This is a genomic window from Bradyrhizobium sp. SZCCHNRI3043 (genome assembly GCF_032377735.1).
Lineage (GTDB): Bacteria > Pseudomonadota > Alphaproteobacteria > Rhizobiales > Xanthobacteraceae > Bradyrhizobium.
This window is the reverse complement of the sequence record NZ_JAUHID010000015.1, coordinates 76,829-93,543: the sequence shown is the minus strand read 5'-3', so window position 1 is coordinate 93,543 and position 16,715 is coordinate 76,829. Positions and strand designations below refer to the sequence as shown.

The window sequence follows — 16,715 nt, the reverse complement described above, 5'->3', positions numbered from 1 at the left end:
GAATCTCCGATCCCGCTGGACTTGAAGCATGGCAAACACGAACGTTCACGTCGTCGATCACCCGCTGGTCCAGCACAAGCTCTCGCTGATGCGCGAGCGTGACCGCTCGACCAAGGGCTTCCGTGAGCTGTTGAACGAGATCGGCATGCTGCTGGCCTACGAGGTCACGCGCGACCTGCCGCTCGAGCTGGTCGACATCGAAACGCCGATCGCGCCGATGAAGGCGCCGAAGATCGCCGGCAAGAAGCTGACGCTTGCGCCGATCCTGCGCGCCGGCGTCGGCTTCCTCGACGGCATGCTGGCGCTGATGCCGTCCGCGCGCATCGCCCATATCGGCCTGTACCGTGACCCGAAGACGCTGCAGGCCGTCGAGTACTATTTCAAGGCGCCGCAGGACCTGACCGACCGCACGGTGATCCTGATGGACCCGATGCTGGCGACCGGCAATTCGGCCTGCGCGGCGGCCGAGCTGCTGAAGGCGCGCGGCGCCCGCGACATCCGCTTCGTCTGCCTGCTGGCGGCACCTGAGGGCATCGCGCAATTCGAGAAGGAGCATCCGGACATTCCGATCTGGACCGCCGCGATCGACGAGAAGCTGAACGACCACGCCTACATCGTGCCCGGTCTGGGCGATGCCGGCGATCGGATGTTCGGCACGAAGTGATCGTGCGCGAGCGGTTCAGCAGGACGGTCGCGACGAAGGACGAATGACGCTGAAGATGCGACCATCGATCACCAGCAGCGCACTCCCGATCACCAGCGCACCGCCGATCTCCCGCAACGAGATGCTTTCGCCGAGCACCAGCGACCCGAGCAGGATCGTCGTCAACGGGATCAACAACGTCACCAGCGTCACGTTGGTTGCACCGGAGCGGCGCAGGATTTGGAAGAACACGATATAGGCGAAGGCCGTCGACAGCACCGCAAGCCCGATGACCGCGAGCCAGGTCTGCAGTCCGGGAATTGGAAGACGCCATGGCTGGTCGACGACAGCGGCGATGGCCAGCATCATCACGCTGGAAGCCGAGAGCTGGAAGGTGGCGGTCGCAAGCGGCGGCGAATGGGCGAGATGGCGGCGCACCAGCAGCGCGGCGATACCGTAGCTGAGCGACGCGCCGAGACCGAACAGAAAGCCGTAGCCGCCTCCCGAGCCGTCGAGCCCCGGCCCACCTCGCAGGATCACGACGCCGACGAAGCCTACAACCAGACCCGCTGCCCGCCGGGCCGACAGCCTTTCCTCTCCCGCGGCTGCCATCACCACGATCGTGAACAGCGGCGTCGTCGCATTGAGGACGGCGGCAAGGCCGGAGGTGATGAACGTCTGGCCGATCACGATCAGGCAGAACGGCACGACATTGTTGAACAGCGCCACGGCAAAGAACGGTCGCCAGCCGGCAAACCCCTTGGGAAAGCCGAGCCCGCGCAGTCGCAACAGCGGCAGCAGGATCGCGGCCGCCAACACGATGCGCAGCAGCACCAGCGTCAGCGGCGGCAATTCCTTCAAGGCAAGGCCGTTGAAGATGAAAGATCCGCTCCAGAGCAGCGACAGCAGCCCAAGCAGCGACCAATCCCGCGTGTCCATCCTGTCGTTCGGGGATGTCATCACCGCAAACCGCTGTTCAATGTCCGCGTGAACGTTGCAGATGAAGCGGAGCAAGGTCCACCCGCTTTCCGTCGGCGCAGACGTCGCGCTCTACCGCGTATCTTTCGGCCGCGAGACCAGCTCGATCATGCGGCCTTCGTCCTCATCCGGCATCGCCGCCTTCGCCCGCGCATAGGCATCGACGGCTGCCTGGGCCATGACGGGACGCTCACCGAGCAGCTCCTCGGCGAGCTGCAGCGCATAGGCTGCATCCTTGTGACGGAGCGCCGCCGTGAAGCTGGCATCGGCAAAGTTGCGCGCGATCATGCGCGGCGCGTGGCGCAGAACCTGCGGGCTCGCCGCGACGCCGCCCTGGATCGCCTCCAGCACGAGCCCCATGTCGAGCCCGGCCTGCTCGGCGATCGCAAGGCCTTCGGCGAGACCTGCGATCTGCATCGCGCCAAGCAGGTTGTTGATCAGCTTGTAGACTGTCCCGGCGCCCACGGGCCCGAAATGGCGAATGGTCGAGCCGATCGGCGCCAGATACGGCCGCGCGCGGTCGAGATCGGCGGCGTCGGCGCCGACCAGCAAGGTCAGCTTGCCGCTCGCGGCCGCGTCGGGCAGCCCGGTCACCGGGCAGTCGAGATAGGTCACGCCGCGCGCATCCAGCTCGCGCGACAGGCGCAGCGCATGGTCGCGCGACACGGTCGAGCATTCGATCGCGATCGTGCCGACCCGCATGGTGGCCGCGGCGCCATCCGGCCCGAGCCACACCGCGCGCGAGGCGTCGTCATCAGCCACCATCGTAACGACCGCATCGGCATCGATTGCCGCATCAGCTGGCGAGGTCGACCAGCGCGCGCCGCGCGCGATCAGATCCTCCGCCTTCGCCTGGCTGCGATTCCAGACCGCGACGGAATAGCCTGCGTCGAGATAACGACCGGCCATGCCATGGCCCATGCGCCCGAGCCCGATGAAGGCAACGCGCACCACGCTCAATCGACGTCCTCGATCGCAGCGCCTGGCGTCGTGCCGAACGCGCGCTGCGCCAGCGTCGCCGCCATGAACTCGTCGAGATCGCCGTCGAGCACGCCGGCGGTGTCGGACGTCTGCACGCCGGTGCGCAGATCCTTCACCATCTGATACGGCTGCAGCACGTAGGAACGGATCTGGTGACCCCAGCCGATCTCGGTCTTGGCCGCCTGGTCGGCCGCCGCTTTCTCCTCGCGCTTCTTCAACTCGATCTCATAGAGACGTGCGCGCAGCATGTCCCAGGCCTGAGCGCGGTTCTTGTGCTGTGAGCGACCGGCCTGACAGACCACGGCAACGCCGGTCGGGATGTGCGTCAGCCGCACCGCCGATTCGGTCTTGTTGACGTGCTGGCCGCCGGCGCCGCCCGACCGCATCGTGTCGACGCGGACATCGGACTCCTTGATGTCGATCTTGATGCTGTCGTCGATGACCGGGAAGATCTGCACCGAAGAGAACGAGGTGTGGCGCCGCGCATTCGAATCGAACGGCGAGATTCGGACCAGGCGATGCACGCCCGCTTCCGTCTTCAGCCAGCCATAGGCGTTATGGCCGGAGATCTGGATGGTCGCGGACTTGATGCCGGCTTCTTCACCCAGCGATTCTTCGAGATACTCGACCTTGAAGCCGTGGGTCTCGGCCCAGCGCGTGTACATGCGCAGCAGCATCTGCGCCCAGTCCTGGCTCTCGGTGCCGCCGGCGCCGGCATGGACCTCGAGATAGGTGTCGAACTTGTCGGCCTCGCCTGACAGCAGCGCCTCGAGCTCGCGCCGCGCGACCTCCTTCTTCAGCTCCTTGAGCGCATTCTCGGCTTCAGTGACGACCCCCGGATCGTTCTCGGCCTCGCCGAGCTCGATCATCTCGATGTTGTCGCTGAGCTCACGCTCGACCTTGCCAATGCCGGTCAGCGAATCCTCCAGCGAGGTCCGCTCCTGCATCAGCCGCTGAGCTTTTTGGGGGTCGTTCCAGAGATTGGGATCTTCGGCGAGCTTGTTCAGCTCAGCGAGCCTTGCCGTCGATGTCTCGACGTCAAAGATGCCTCCTCAGCAGCCCGACCGACTGCTTGATCTCTTCTACGATTTTCTCGATTTCGGCGCGCATGTCGCTCTCTTCAGGCCACGGCTCGAAGCGCCGCGGCATCATCTCTCACAGGGGGATGTAACGGCGCTCGGCGCAAAGCGCAATCGCTCTGCACCGCACCAGCACAGTTTCGCCGGCCTAGTAGAGGCTCCCGGTACCCGGACGGATGATGAAGCTGCCCGCATCAGGCTGGCCGCCGCCCTGCGACGGCATCACACGTCCATCGGCGTCGGCGACACCGATGACCGAGTAGTTGTCCGGCGGCGCCGTACCAGGCTTGAACGCCTCCATGATAGTACGGCCGCCGTCGCCCGGGCTCGCCCGCATGCCGGTCTTGGCGTCGACACGCACCAGCTTGATGCCGGCCGGGATCTTGAAGGGCGTGGCCGGCTTGTCGGCCAGCGCGAGCTTCATGAAATCTTTTGCGATCGGCGCGGCCAGATGACCGCCGGTCGCGGCATTACCCTTACCGAGCGGCCGCGGCTTGTCGTAACCCATGTAGATCGCGACGGCGAGGTCCGGCGAGAAGCCGACGAACCATGCGTCCTTGGCCTCGTTGGTGGTGCCGGTCTTGCCGGCGATCGGCTTGCCGACCTCCCTGAGCACGGTTGCCGTACCCGCCTGCACCACACCCTCGAGCATCGAGGTGATCTGATAGGCGGTCATCGAATCCAGCACCTGCTCGCGGCGGTCGACCAGTTGCGGCTCGCTCTGGTTCTTCCAGCCGTCCGGCGCGTCGCAGCCGCGGCACTCGCGGGCATCATGCTTGAAGATGGTGTGGCCGTAGCGATCCTGGATCCGGTCGATCAGCGTCGGCTTCACCCGGCGGCCGCCATTGGCCATCATCGAATAGGCCGTGACCATGCGCATGGCCGTGGTTTCGCCCGCACCGAGTGCGTAGGACAGGTAATTCGGCAGTTCGTCATAGACTCCGAACCGTTTGGCATACTCGGAAATCAGCGGCATGCCGACGTCCTGCGCGAGACGCACGGTCACCGTGTTCAGCGACAGGCGCAGCGCGTTGCGCAAGGTCGTGGGCCCGAGATACTTGCCGTTGGTAAAGTTTTCGGGGCGCCAGACCTGGCCACCCTGCCCCTGGTCGATCTCGATCGGTGCGTCGACGACCTGGGTCGACGGCGTATAGCCGTTGTCGAGCGCTGACGAATAGACGATCGGCTTAAATGACGATCCGGGCTGCCGGTAGGCCTGCGTTGCCCGGTTGAACTGGCTCTGGTCGAAGGAGAAGCCGCCGACCATCGCGAGCACACGGCCCGTATTCGGATCCATGGCAACCATCGCGCCGGACACTTCGGGCAGTTGCTCGAGGCGATACTGGCCTTCGACCGGATTGCCTTCCTTGTACAGCGGATCCGCATAGATCACGTCGCCCGGCTGCAGCACCTGGGCGACCGACGTCGGCACCTTGCCACGGCCATTGGCCGTCGCAGCCCGCGCCCATTTCACGCCGTCGAGCGTGATCAGGCCAGTCTGGCGCTCCTTGCTGACGGCGCCGCCGAGCTCGCGCGGCGGCTGGAAGCCGATGCGGGCGGACTGATCGCTGGTCTCGAGCACCACGGCCATCCGCCACGGTGAGATGTCCGAGAGCGATTTGATGTCCGCGAGCTTCACGCCCCAGTCGCCCGAAGTATCGAGCTTGGAGACAGGCCCGCGATAGCCCTGCTCCTGGTCGTACCTCACGAGTCCGGCGACCATGGCCTTGCGCGCCATGACCTGGATCTTCGGATCGAGCGTCGTCCGGACGGACAGGCCGCCCTCGTAGAGCTTCTTCTCGCCATAACGCTCGAAGATGTCACGGCGCACTTCCTCGGCGAAATATTCACCTGCAAAGATGTGGGCGCCGGTGTTGCGGCTCGCGATCGTCAGCGGGTCCTTGCGCGCCTTGTCGGCGTCGGCCTGCTTGATCCAGCCGTTCTCAAGCAGACGATCGACGACGTAGTTGCGGCGCTCGATGGCGCGGTCGCGATTCCGGATCGGATGCAGGCTGCCCGGCATCTTCGGCAGAGCCGCCAGATAGGCGGCCTCGGCCACCGTCAGTTCGTTGACCGACTTGTCGAAATAGACCAGCGACGCCGCGGCGATGCCGTAGGCGCCGGAGCCGAGATAGATCTCGTTGAGATAGAGCTCGAGAATCTTGTCCTTCGAGTAGGTGCGCTCGATGCGCATCGCCAGCAGCGCTTCCTTGATCTTGCGGGCGAACGACACCTCGTTGGTCAGCAGGAAGTTCTTGGCGACCTGCTGCGTGATCGTCGAGGCACCCTGCGGGCGGCGATTCGAGCCGAAGTTCTGGGCGTAGACCACGGCAGCGCGCGCCATGCCGGTGAAGTCGATGCCGCCATGCTCGTAGAAGTTCTTGTCCTCGGCGGCGAGGAAGGCGTTGATGACGAGCTTGGGAACCGCCTGGATCGGCAGGTACAGCCGACGCTCCCGAGCATATTCACCGACCAGCGAGCCGTCGGCCGCGTGCACGCGCGTCATCACCGGCGGCTCATAATCCTGCAGCTGGGAGTAATCAGGCAGGTCCTTGGAAAAATGCCAGATCAGGCCGGCCGCTGCTGCCACACCGACCAGGAACAAGACGGTACCGGCCGCGAACAGGAAGCCCAAAAACCGCACCAGAAAGCGCATCGGCGAATATCCGTTCCAACTCTTGTTTCGTCTCTCGGCTCGGACGCGGCGCACCCACGGGCGCTACCGCCAAAAATCACACGGTCGGCTGCAATGCCGCGTGACCCATGCCAGAGAAACGCACGGTCAAGCCTATCAGCGGTCAAGCCTATCACAAGTCTGCCGAGAAGGAATCTTCACTGATTCCGGGTGCCTCGCAGCACGTTTATAGGGATGTTGCTGTGGCCAAACTAGGGCTTTGCGCGTACCGGCCCCGGCTTGTCCGGCCTGTCGGGGCCCGCATTGGCGATGCGCTTGGCCAGAAAGGCATCGATCGCCCGCGCCATTGCGTCCGCCGTGCGCGACCGCCATGCGTCGGAGACCAAGTTTCCCATATCGCCCTTATTGGAGACATAGCCGAGTTCGACCAGCACGGATGGCACGTCGGGCGCCTTGAGCACGCGGAAACCGGCCGATTTGAGCGGACGCTTATGCATATGCACCGCCGTCTTCATGTCGTTCATCAGCAGACGGGCGAACCGGTTGGAAAACGTCCGCGTTTCCCGGCGGGCCAGATCGATCAGGATGTCGGCCACGTCAGCCGGCTCCTCCGTCAGATTGACCCCGCCGATCTGGTCGGCGCGGTTCTCGGCCTCGGCCAGCCGTTCCGCCTCGACGTCGGACGCCTTGTCGGAGAGCGTGTAGATGGTCGCGCCCTGCGCAGTGCCCTCACCTCGCGGCAGCGCATCGGCGTGGATGGAGACGAACAGCGCCGCCGACTGCTTCTGGGCGATGCGGACCCGGTCTCCGAGCGGGATGAAGGTGTCGTCGTCGCGAGTCATGACCACGCGGAACTTGCCCGACCGTTCCAGCCGGTCACGCAGCGCCTGGCCGAAGGCGAGCACCAGATTCTTCTCCGGCACCTCCCCGCCCTGTGTGCCGTAGTCGACGCCACCATGACCGGGGTCGATCACGATCACGGGGCGGGTGTCCGGCGGGCCGTCCGTCGGAAGGGGGGCGATGGCAACCGTGGTCGGCGGCGGCCGGACTGCCGGCGGCGCAGGGTTTCCTGCGACAGCGACCGACGCCGTCGCGGAACTCGAATCGGCAGGCCTGGCGGCAAGACGACTGTCGCTGCCGATGGCGCGGGCGAAGGTCGCCTCGTCGACCTCCTCCAGTTCGAGCACCAGCCGCGGCGGCTGACCGTTGGCGGCATCCAGCACCGTGGAGTTGGCGATTCGGGCCGGGCCGGTGAGATCGAACACGATGCGGGACCCACCGGGCATCACCATCCCATAGCGGAACGCCTTCACCAAACCCCGGCCGCTGGTCCCGGCTCCGGTGGGCAGATGAAAGCTGACCTGGGGCAGGTCGACGACGACGCGATAGGGTTCGCTGAGCAGGAAGGCTCGAAACGGCACCGTCCGGTCGAGATCGAGCACGAATCGGGTCTGTCGGGAATCGCCGGCGACCCGCGCATCGGTGGCGATCGGGAACCCGGGCCCGACCACGGCAGGCGGCACTTGGCCGACCGGCCCGCTCTGGGCGCGGGCCGGAATGACGGCCGCACATAACATTTGCGTGACGCACAGCGACGCGCATCCCAGCAAAGAAAGGTAATTCGCCCGGCCAGCTGCCAATTCGATGCCTCCGCGGGATGGTCTTACCGCAACCAATCCCAGCGGTTAACCGCCAAATTTTGTCATTTTCGTTAAAGGCCACCGATTGTTGCGGTTCCGCGACGCTTCGCTTGCGCGACCTGACCATTCCTCGTATGTACGAAGGGCTGAAGGCTAATCCTTACTGCCGGTTGTGTCGCGTTCAACCTCCCGGTGAAACGCCGGAAGCTTCGTGATCGGGGTGCTCGGTATCGGGTCCTCGATCGTGGCGGAGATTCCAGCGCCTTTCCGACGCTCCACCAAAGCCTGCGCGATCCCGCGCGGCCGCAACGGAGAGCCGGTCACGAGCCGAGCGGCGCCTGTCAGGCGCCTCCTCGCAGAGACCGCCCGGGCACCAGGTCAGACACGGTATAGCCTGATACCGCACCCGTGACAGGGTGGGTATTCGATCCAGGCAAGCGTTTCGGCGCAATCTGGCCTTCGGCAACAGAGCAAGGCGGCACCCGCTGCCGCCCACGTATTCCAGACGGGCCGACGCTTGATGCGCCAGACTGAGTTGCCAACCATGACCAGCGGACGATCCGCGCCGATGCGGGGCCAGACCCCTGCCCGGCCAATCGCCCCGCCGGCATCAGGGTTGGCGCGGCGCGACCAGCTGCGTTTAGGCCTTCCCCTCACCCCCGAATCAGGTGGACCGTCGCGTCATCCGACAGCGCGCCACGCGCTCGCGGCCAATCGCGCCCGTCGCCTCCAAGAGTTCCAATATGCCCAACAAGATGTTGATCGATGCTACCCACCCGGAAGAGACCCGGGTCGTTGTCGTCCGCGGCAACCGCGTCGAGGAATTTGATTTCGAAACGGCCCAACGCAAGCAGCTCCGCGGCAACATCTACCTGGCCAAGGTTACCCGCGTTGAGCCCTCGCTGCAGGCCGCCTTCGTCGAGTATGGCGGCAACCGCCACGGCTTCCTGGCCTTCAGCGAAATCCATCCGGACTATTATCAGATCCCGGTCGCCGACCGGCAGGCTCTGATCGAGGCCGAGGAGCGCGCGCATCGCGAAGCCGAAGAGGAAAGCGAGAACCGCTCCAATCGCCGCCGCAACCGGCACCGCAGTTCGCGACGCCGCGGCAGCGGCGAACGGGTTCAGAGCGAGATCGTCGAGGCCGCCGAGGCAGGCCTCCCTGCCCAAACCCAAGGGCATGAGGCCGACCACGAGGCGCATGAGCGCCACGCCTATGCGCAGGACGACGATCGGCCGCACGCCGACGCGACCGATCCCAGCGAGGCGCAGGGCTTCTCCGAGGGCCCGGTCAAGGCTCAGGGTCAGGACGCGCCGGGCGAAGCTCACCACGGTGCAGCCGACGAATCGCGCGACCAGGCCGACGAGCCGCATGATGCCGTCGCCGCGCAGGACCGTGTGGCGGCTGCCGAACAGCCCGCCGGCGAAGCCGCGGACACCGCGGTCGCGCAGAACGGCGACGCGACCTCTGCCGAGGCGGCCAGCCCCGCTGTCGCCGCGGAAGAGCACGACGAAGAACATGACCATGCAAGCCATGATCACGACGAGCATGGTCATGACGAACATGACCATGACGACCATGACCATGACCATCACGACGAACATGATCACCACGATGACGGCGCGCCCGTAGCCGAGCATGACAGCAACGGCGTCACGATCGTGCCGGGCGACGACAACGGCGCCGAATCGGGGTCCGGCGACCACGAGGACGACGAGGACGACGGCGAGGAGATCGAGGAAGAGCTCGTTGAATCCGTCGGCGGCGATGACGTGCTGGAAGAAGTGCCTGAGCGCACCTTCCGCCCGCGCCGCCAGTACAAGATCCAGGAGGTCATCAAGCGCCGCCAGGTGATGCTGGTGCAGGTCGTGAAGGAGGAGCGTGGCAACAAGGGCGCGGCGCTGACGACCTATCTGTCGCTGGCCGGCCGCTACGCCGTGCTGATGCCGAACACGGCGCGCGGTGGCGGCATCAGCCGCAAGATCACCTCGGCGCAGGACCGCTCGCGGCTGAAGGAAGTGGTGCAGGACCTCGACGTGCCCGAGGGCATGGGCGTCATCCTGCGCACCGCCGGCGCCAACCGCACCAAGCCCGAGATCAAGCGCGACTTCGAATATCTGCTGCGACTGTGGGAAACGGTCCGCGACATGACCCTGAAGTCGCAGGCCCCGACCCTGGTCTACGAGGAAGGCTCGCTGATCAAGCGCTCGCTGCGCGACCTCTATAACAAGGAGATCGACGAGATCCTGGTGGCCGGCGAAGCCGGCTACCGCGAGGCGCACGACTTCATGAAGATGCTGATGCCGACCAACGTCCGGGCGGTGAAGCAGTATCGCGACGGCCAGCCGCTGTTCTCGCGCATGGGCGTCGAAAGCCAGCTCGACGCGATGTTCTCGCCGACCGTCCAGCTGCGTTCGGGCGGCTATATCGTGCTCAACCAGACCGAGGCGCTGGTCTCGATCGACGTGAACTCCGGCCGCGCCACGCGCGAGCATCACATCGAGGACACCGCGCTCAAGACCAATATGGAGGCCGCCGAGGAAGTGGCGCGCCAGCTCCGGCTGCGCGACCTCGCCGGGCTGATCGTCATCGACTTCATCGACATGGACGAGAAGCGCAACAACCGCTCCGTCGAGCGCAAGCTGTCGGACTGCCTGCGGCAGGATCGCGCGCGCATCCAGGTCGGCCGCATCTCGCATTTCGGCCTGCTGGAGATGTCGCGCCAGCGCATCCGCGCCAGCGTGCTGGAAAGCTCGACCGAGCCGTGCGCGCATTGCGGCGGCACCGGCCACGTGCGCTCGGTATCCTCGGTGGCGCTGCAGCTCTTGCGCAGCCTCGAAGAGACGCTGATGAAGGGCGCGACCCACAACCTCGTGGTCCGCACCCGCACCGAGGTGGCGCTCTACGTGCTCAACCACAAGCGCGGCCATTTGCGCGACCTTGAGAACAGCTTCAAGGTGTCGCTCGCGGTCATCGCCGATCCGACTGTGAGCGGCCAGCAATCCTTCATCATCGATCGCGGCGAGCAGGTGCATACGCTCGAGGCCGCCAAGGCGCTGCTCGCGGCGCAGGCCTCCGCGCCGCCGCTGGTGGCCGAGGAAGTCTTCGACGACGAGGAGACGTTCGACATCGAGACGGAATCCGAGGTCGAGACCGAGGAGACCGAAGGCCTGTCCGAGGACGCGGCCGACGGCAGCGTTGCCGACGGCGAGCGGGACGGCGCGCGCCGCAAGCGGCGACGGCGACGGCGCGGCCGCGGCGGCGAGACCCGCGAGGGCACGCTGCCTGAAGGAACGGCCGGACTGCAGCCCGCAGAGCCGGGCCTTGCCGCCGAGCAGTCAGCCGAGGACTCCGACGGCGAAGACGACGAGTCGGAGGAACAGCCTGCGTTCGCCCAAGGCGAGCAGACGGATCAGCCTGGCGGCGAGCGGCGTCCGCGCCGGCGTGGACGCCGCGGCGGTCGCCGTCGGCGCGGTGGCGCGGAAGAAGGTCTCGCCGCGTCGATCGGCGACGAGCTCGCGCCGGCTTCGGCATCGGAGGCAGAAGCCGCCGTGGCCGATTTCGACGGCAATGGCGCTTCCCGCCACGACGAGGAAGAACCGGCCGAACCCACGGCGCCGGTCCATGCGGCGGCCGCAACCGAGGCCGCTGAGCCCATCGCTGACGCCTCCGTGCCCGTGCCCCAGGCTGCTCCTCGACAACCCGAAGTGCAGCAGACCGAGGCTCCGAAGACGGAATCCGAGAAGACCCCGCGCCGCTCGACGGTACGCGAGAAGGTCAGCTTCCTCACCGAGCCCAGGCCCGAGAGCGCGGTTTCGGCCGTCAACGTCGCCGAGAGCAGCGCGCCCGCTCCGGCTGTCGACGTCGCTGCGTCCGAGCCGGCGGCCACCGATTCCTCGTCCCCTGCGGCCCCCCGCCGGGCCGGCTGGTGGTCCCGCCGTTTCGGTGGCGGGCAGTAAGCCCGCCGCTTTCCGACGCTTCAATGCAAAACGCCCGGCCAGATGGCCGGGCGTTTTCATATGACGTTCTTCCATGGCGCGGAATGCGCCGATCGGCGCCGCCTTCATGACGATGGCGATGACGCCGAACACCGCATGCGCCGTATCGTCGATCACGTCCCGCGGCCGCTGACCGCGCTCGCCGCGCGCCATCAGCGCGAAGCCGAACGGGATCGCGAAAGCAGCACCTGCAGGATGTCGCCGCGCGCCAGGGCGCCGACGTCCTGCCCGCCCTACGCGAGCCAGCGGGCGATCCGGGAGACGGCCTCGCGCATGTCCTCGGCCGAACGCGCATAGGAAAAGCGCACGAAGCTGCGGCCGTGGATCGGATCGAAGTCGACGCCCGGCGTGGCCGCGACATGGGTCTCCTCCAGCATTCGCTTGGCGAAGTCGAAGCTGTCGGACGTGAAGTCGGACACGTCGGCATAGAGGTAGAACGCGCCGTCGGCGGGCAGAAAGCGGGTCAGGCCGGCCTTCGGGAAACCCTCGATCAGGATGCGGCGGTTCTCTTGATAACCGTGCTTGATGGCCTCCATCTCGGTCCGGCCGTCGAACGCCGCTTCCGCAGCGATCTGCGACAGGGTCGGAACCGAAATCGCGAGGTTCTGCTGCAGACGCTCGATCGGCCGCGCCAGCGTATCCGGCACCACCATCCAGCCGATGCGCCAGCCGGTCATGCAGAAGTACTTCGAGAACGAGTTGATGATCAGGGCCTCGCTCGACAGCTCCGCCGCCGTCACCGCCGGAAACGCGTAGTCCAGGCCATGATAGATCTCGTCGGAGATGAAGCGGATGCCGGCGTCGCGTGCGGCTGCGATGACGCCGCCCAGCGCCTCACGCGACATCATGGTGCCGGTCGGATTGGCGGGACTTGCCACCAACACGCCCTTCAGCGGCGTCTTGCGGTGAACGGCAAGCAGCGCCTCGCCGGTCAGGGCGTGACGGTTCTCCGCCGTGGTCTCGATCAGCACCGGCTCGCAGCCCAGCGCCGTCAGGATGTGGCGATAGGGCGGATAGCCAGGCACGGTCACGGCCACGCGATCGCCGGGCTCGAACATCGCCAGGAACGCCAGGATGAATCCGGCCGAAGATCCCGTCGTGATCACGATCCGCGCCGGATCGATCTCGCAAGCGTGCGTCTCGCGATAGTGCCGCGCGATTCGCTGTCGCAGCGACAGCAGGCCGAGCGCCGAGGTGTAATCGATGCGTGCCTGATCGAGCGCAGCATGCGCGGCCGCGATGGCCGCTCGCGGCGCGGGCGCCGCAGGTTGGCCGACCTCCATGTGAATGACATGTCCGCCGCCCGCCTCGATCCGCTCGGCCGCAGCCATCACGTCCATCACCATGAACGGCGGAACATTGCTGCGCGCGGACGGCGCCGTCAGGTTGGCGATCCGCTGTTCCAATGTCGGTATCACTGTCGCATCCACCATCGATATCTGCTATTGACCCCGGCTGTTCGGACCCGCTCCGTGAACCGGTCGAGGTCAGCCCATGGGCCTCATTCGCCGCAGATGAGCCGCATTCCGCCGTTTGGTGGGCAATAGCCCGTCTCGAGCCTCGCGCCAATTGCAAAGATCGCCTGATGTCGCTCCGTATCGTGCTTCGCAAGAAACTGTCCGGCGGGCTTGCCGCGGTCGTCGCCGCGGCCGTGACGCTGGCGCCGCTCGCGCCTGCATCGGCGCAGCAAGGCAAGGGACCGCCGATCCTGCGCGACACCGAGACCGAGGTGCTGCTGCGTGAATATACGCGGCCGATCCTGCGCGTCGCCGGACTCGAAAAGCAGAACATCCAGATGGTCATCATCAACGATGCGTCCTTCAACGCGTTCGTTGCCGACGGCCGCCGCATCTTCGTCAATTACGGTGCGATCCTTCAGTCGGAAAATCCGAACCAGCTGATCGGCGTTCTCGCGCACGAAACCGGCCATCTCGCCGGCGGCCATCTCGCCAAGCTGCGCCAGCAGCTCGCCACCGCCCAGACCCAGATGATCATCGCCACCATTCTCGGCGCCGGCGCCCTCGCCGTCGGCGCGCGCGGCGGCGGCAGCGGCCTCGCCAATGCCGGCGCCGCGACGCTGTCCGCGCCGGGCGAGGTCATCCGCCGCTCGCTGTTGTCGTATCAGCGCCAGCAGGAGGAGAACGCCGACCGTGCGGGGGTGAAATTCCTCACTGCGGCAGCGCAATCGCCGAAGGGCATGTACGAGACGTTCAAGCGCTTCACCAATGAGAGCCTGTTCGCCGCGCGTGGCGCCGACCCCTATCTGCAATCACATCCGATGCCGGCCGATCGCGTCGAGGCGCTCGAGGGCCTTGCGCGCCAGAGCCCCTATTGGGACAAGAAGGACGACCCCGCGCTGCAGCTCCGCCACGACATGGTCCGGGCCAAGATCTCGGCCTTCATGGAACGGCCGGACACGGTGGCACGGCGATATCCCTTGTCGGACACCAGCCTGCCCGCCCGCTACGCCAGGGCAATCTCCACCTACCTGCATGGCGACCTGCGCAGCGCCCTGAGCCAGATCGACGCCCTGATCCAGGTGCAACCCAACAACGCCTATTTCTACGAGGTCCGTGGCCAGGCCCTGCTGGAGGGCGGCCGTCCCACTGAGGCGATCGCCCCGCTGCGCAAGGCGGTGCACCTGTCCAATAACGCCCCACTCATCGAGATGTTACTTGGTCAGGCCTTGGTGGCATCCGAGAACAAAGCCTACACTGACGAGGCGATCTCGATCCTGCGCGCGGCAGTCGCGCGCGAATCCGAGGCACCGCTCGGCTATTCCCAGCTCGCGATGGCTTATGGCCGCAAGGGCGACTATGCGGAGGCGGATCTCGCCTCGGCGCAGGCCGCCTTCCTGCGTGGCGACAACAAGACGGCGCGCGAGCTTGCCTCGCGTGCGAAAACCCGCTTCGCGGTGGGGTCGCCGGGCTGGGTCAAGGCCGACGACATCGTCACGGCAAAGCCGCTTTCCGGCCAGTAATGTGCCGGACAGCGGGGGTTGGCGCCCGTTGAAGTTTTGAATTACTGCTATCATCCGATCCAGAATATCAAGATACCGATCACGACCATCGACAAGGACCCGATCATTTGACCCAGAGGACCTCCTTCATGCCGTCAGTCCGCACGCTCATTCCCGCGATGTTGCTCGCGCTCTCGCTCTGCGGCGTGCCTCAGCTCGCGTCGGCGGAGAGCTTCTCCGACAGCCAGCGTGGCGAGATCGAGACGATCGTCCGAAACTACCTGATCGCGCATCCCGAGGTGCTCGAAGAGGCGATGGCCGAGCTGCAGAAGCGCCAGACGGCGGCCGAGGCGGCCAAGCACGAGGCCAGCATCAGCAAGAACGCCGAGACCATCTTCAACTCGCCGCGCGGTGTCGTGCTCGGCAACAAGGATGGCGACGTCACCTTCGTCGAGTTCTTCGATTACAATTGCGGCTACTGCAAGCGCGCGATGGCCGACATGATGGACCTGATGAAGAGCGACCCGAAGCTGAAGGTCGTGCTCAAGGAATTTCCGGTGCTGAGCCAGGGCTCGGTCGAGGCCGCGCAGGTCGCGGTTGCCGTTCGGATGCAGGCCCCGCAGAAATATCTCGACTTCCACCAGAAGCTGCTCGGCGGCCGCGGCCAGGCCGACAAGGCCCACGCGCTCGCGGTGGCCAAGGAACTCGGCCTCGACATGGCCCGCGTCGAGAAGGACATGGCGAGCCCCGAGGCCAAGGCGACGATCGAGGAGAACTTCAAGCTCGCCGAGGAGATGGGCATGAACGGCACGCCGAGCTACGTGATCGGCAAGCAGGTCGTGATCGGCGCCGTCGGCGTCGAGGGCCTGCGCGAGAAGATCAGCACGGCCCGCTGCGGCAAGGCGAGCTGCTGAGCATATCTGTCAAAGCGTCTCGCCGTCACGAGATCAATCGAAGGCCGGCTGTATCAGCCGGCCTTCTGCTTTTGCCGTGAGCCGATGAAGAAGCAAGAGACCGGCGGCGCCGCCGCCCTCGCCTATCCCGTCAGCTTCATGCCGAGCCGGGTTCGAAGTGCCTCGCGGATGTGGCCGCGTGCAATCGCCTCGGCCCGATCGGGATCGCGGATCGCGATCGCCTCGATCAGCTCACCATGCTCGGCCGCGGCCGTTGCCGGACGTCCTTCGGCCGCAAACGTTGTGGTTCCCAGCAGCGCTGTCGCCACATGCATGTCCTCGAGGGCGGCATCGAGATAGCGGTTGCGCGCGGCGCGCTGGATCGCACCGTGCATCAGCCGATTCAGCCGCGCGAGCTCGACGGCGTCGCCCTCCCCGCTGACGAAGCGCGCATGAATGTCGCGCAGCGCCGCGATCTCGGCCGGCACGGCATACTGCGCGGCGAGCCGGGCCGCGGCGCCTTCGAGAATCTCCCGCATCGCGTACAGCTCGAGGATTTCATTCTCGTCGAGACTTCGCACGATCAGGCCGCGGCCACCAGCCGGCTGCACCCACCCCTTGGCCACCAGCTTGCCGAAGGCCTCACGGACCGGCGTGCGGCTGACGTTCAGCTTCTGGGCGACCTCGTCCTCACGCAGTCGATCGCCGGAGCGATAGAGGCCGTTCTCCAGCGCATGGCACAGCGCACGAAATACCGCCTCGCCGAGAGAGACGTTGTCACGATCGATGGTGAGCGATGGCGCTTCCGAGGACATGGGGTCACTGTCTCACAACCTTGTTCCGAACAACAGCATCTCTTGCATGTGTTCGTATACAATAGTATACGAACACATGCTTCCGCAGCCGGCA

At 66.1% G+C, this 16,715-nt stretch carries 10 protein-coding genes and 2 pseudogenes; 4 read left to right on the top strand and 8 right to left on the bottom strand.

The window, feature by feature from the left end:
• Window positions 1-28 precede the first annotated feature (28 nt).
• The gene (upp, locus tag QX124_RS24630) at window positions 29-664 is read left to right on the top strand and encodes a uracil phosphoribosyltransferase (protein WP_315737785.1); all 636 of its coding nucleotides are present in this window, start codon (window positions 29-31) and stop codon (window positions 662-664) included.
• A 15-nt stretch (window positions 665-679) separates the two neighbouring features.
• On the opposite strand, the gene QX124_RS24625 is transcribed toward upp, so the two are convergent.
• The 5 genes and pseudogenes from QX124_RS24625 to QX124_RS24605 form a co-directional block, all read right to left on the bottom strand.
• Complete coding sequence (locus tag QX124_RS24625) at window positions 680-1,582, bottom strand: DMT family transporter (protein ID WP_409997745.1); 903 nt, start codon at window positions 1,580-1,582, stop codon at window positions 680-682.
• 111 nt (window positions 1,583-1,693) lie between these two features.
• A pseudogene (locus tag QX124_RS24620) lies at window positions 1,694-2,599 on the bottom strand (NAD(P)-dependent oxidoreductase); the annotation flags it as partial.
• A protein-coding gene (prfB, locus tag QX124_RS24615; RefSeq protein WP_315737783.1) for a peptide chain release factor 2 occupies window positions 2,578-3,712 on the bottom strand; the annotation gives its coding sequence in 2 pieces (ribosomal slippage) (window positions 2,578-3,642 and window positions 3,644-3,712; 1,134 coding nt in all). The gene prfB and the pseudogene QX124_RS24620, both read right to left, overlap by 22 nt.
• Before the next feature lie 117 nt (window positions 3,713-3,829).
• Entirely contained in the window at window positions 3,830-6,337 is a 2,508-nt protein-coding gene (locus QX124_RS24610; protein WP_315737782.1) for a penicillin-binding protein 1A, read from the bottom strand.
• 230 nt (window positions 6,338-6,567) lie between these two features.
• Entirely contained in the window at window positions 6,568-7,893 is a 1,326-nt protein-coding gene (locus QX124_RS24605; protein WP_315798563.1) for an N-acetylmuramoyl-L-alanine amidase, read from the bottom strand.
• An 806-nt stretch (window positions 7,894-8,699) separates the two neighbouring features.
• Here QX124_RS24605 and QX124_RS24600 point away from each other — a divergent pair.
• Window positions 8,700-11,915, top strand: coding sequence for an Rne/Rng family ribonuclease (locus QX124_RS24600; RefSeq protein ID WP_315798529.1), 3,216 nt, complete (start codon window positions 8,700-8,702; stop codon window positions 11,913-11,915).
• A gap of 72 nt (window positions 11,916-11,987) precedes the next feature.
• Here the strand turns inward: QX124_RS24600 and QX124_RS24595 are convergent.
• Window positions 11,988-12,175 (bottom strand): annotated as a pseudogene (locus QX124_RS24595) (cation:dicarboxylate symporter family transporter); the annotation flags it as partial.
• A 12-nt stretch (window positions 12,176-12,187) separates the two neighbouring features.
• Window positions 12,188-13,387, bottom strand: coding sequence for a pyridoxal phosphate-dependent aminotransferase (locus QX124_RS24590; protein WP_315798528.1), 1,200 nt, complete (start codon window positions 13,385-13,387; stop codon window positions 12,188-12,190).
• Between the two features lie 152 nt (window positions 13,388-13,539).
• On the opposite strand from QX124_RS24590, the gene QX124_RS24585 reads away from it, so the two are divergent.
• On the top strand, window positions 13,540-14,934 hold the full coding sequence (locus QX124_RS24585; protein ID WP_315772228.1) for a M48 family metalloprotease: 1,395 nt from the start codon (window positions 13,540-13,542) through the stop codon (window positions 14,932-14,934).
• 128 nt (window positions 14,935-15,062) lie between these two features.
• Window positions 15,063-15,827, top strand: coding sequence for a DsbA family protein (locus QX124_RS24580; protein ID WP_315772229.1), 765 nt, complete (start codon window positions 15,063-15,065; stop codon window positions 15,825-15,827).
• A gap of 122 nt (window positions 15,828-15,949) precedes the next feature.
• On the opposite strand, the gene QX124_RS24575 is transcribed toward QX124_RS24580, so the two are convergent.
• On the bottom strand, window positions 15,950-16,621 hold the full coding sequence (locus tag QX124_RS24575; protein WP_315774634.1) for a GntR family transcriptional regulator: 672 nt from the start codon (window positions 16,619-16,621) through the stop codon (window positions 15,950-15,952).
• Window positions 16,622-16,715 lie beyond the last annotated feature (94 nt).

Bases quoted from the DNA above. Each gene is read 5' to 3' on its own strand.
- QX124_RS24575 (WP_315774634.1), bottom strand. From the start codon at position 16,621: ATGTCCTCGGAAGCGCCATCGCTCACCATCGATCGTGACAACGTCTCT.
- QX124_RS24625 (WP_409997745.1), bottom strand. From the start codon at position 1,582: ATGGACACGCGGGATTGGTCGCTGCTTGGGCTGCTGTCGCTGCTCTGG.
- QX124_RS24585 (WP_315772228.1), top strand. From the start codon at position 13,540: ATGTCGCTCCGTATCGTGCTTCGCAAGAAACTGTCCGGCGGGCTTGCC.
- upp (WP_315737785.1), top strand. From the start codon at position 29: ATGGCAAACACGAACGTTCACGTCGTCGATCACCCGCTGGTCCAGCAC.
- QX124_RS24610 (WP_315737782.1), bottom strand. From the start codon at position 6,337: ATGCGCTTTCTGGTGCGGTTTTTGGGCTTCCTGTTCGCGGCCGGTACC.
- QX124_RS24605 (WP_315798563.1), bottom strand. From the start codon at position 7,893: ATGTTATGTGCGGCCGTCATTCCGGCCCGCGCCCAGAGCGGGCCGGTC.
- QX124_RS24580 (WP_315772229.1), top strand. From the start codon at position 15,063: ATGCCGTCAGTCCGCACGCTCATTCCCGCGATGTTGCTCGCGCTCTCG.
- QX124_RS24600 (WP_315798529.1), top strand. From the start codon at position 8,700: ATGCCCAACAAGATGTTGATCGATGCTACCCACCCGGAAGAGACCCGG.
- QX124_RS24590 (WP_315798528.1), bottom strand. From the start codon at position 13,387: ATGGTGGATGCGACAGTGATACCGACATTGGAACAGCGGATCGCCAAC.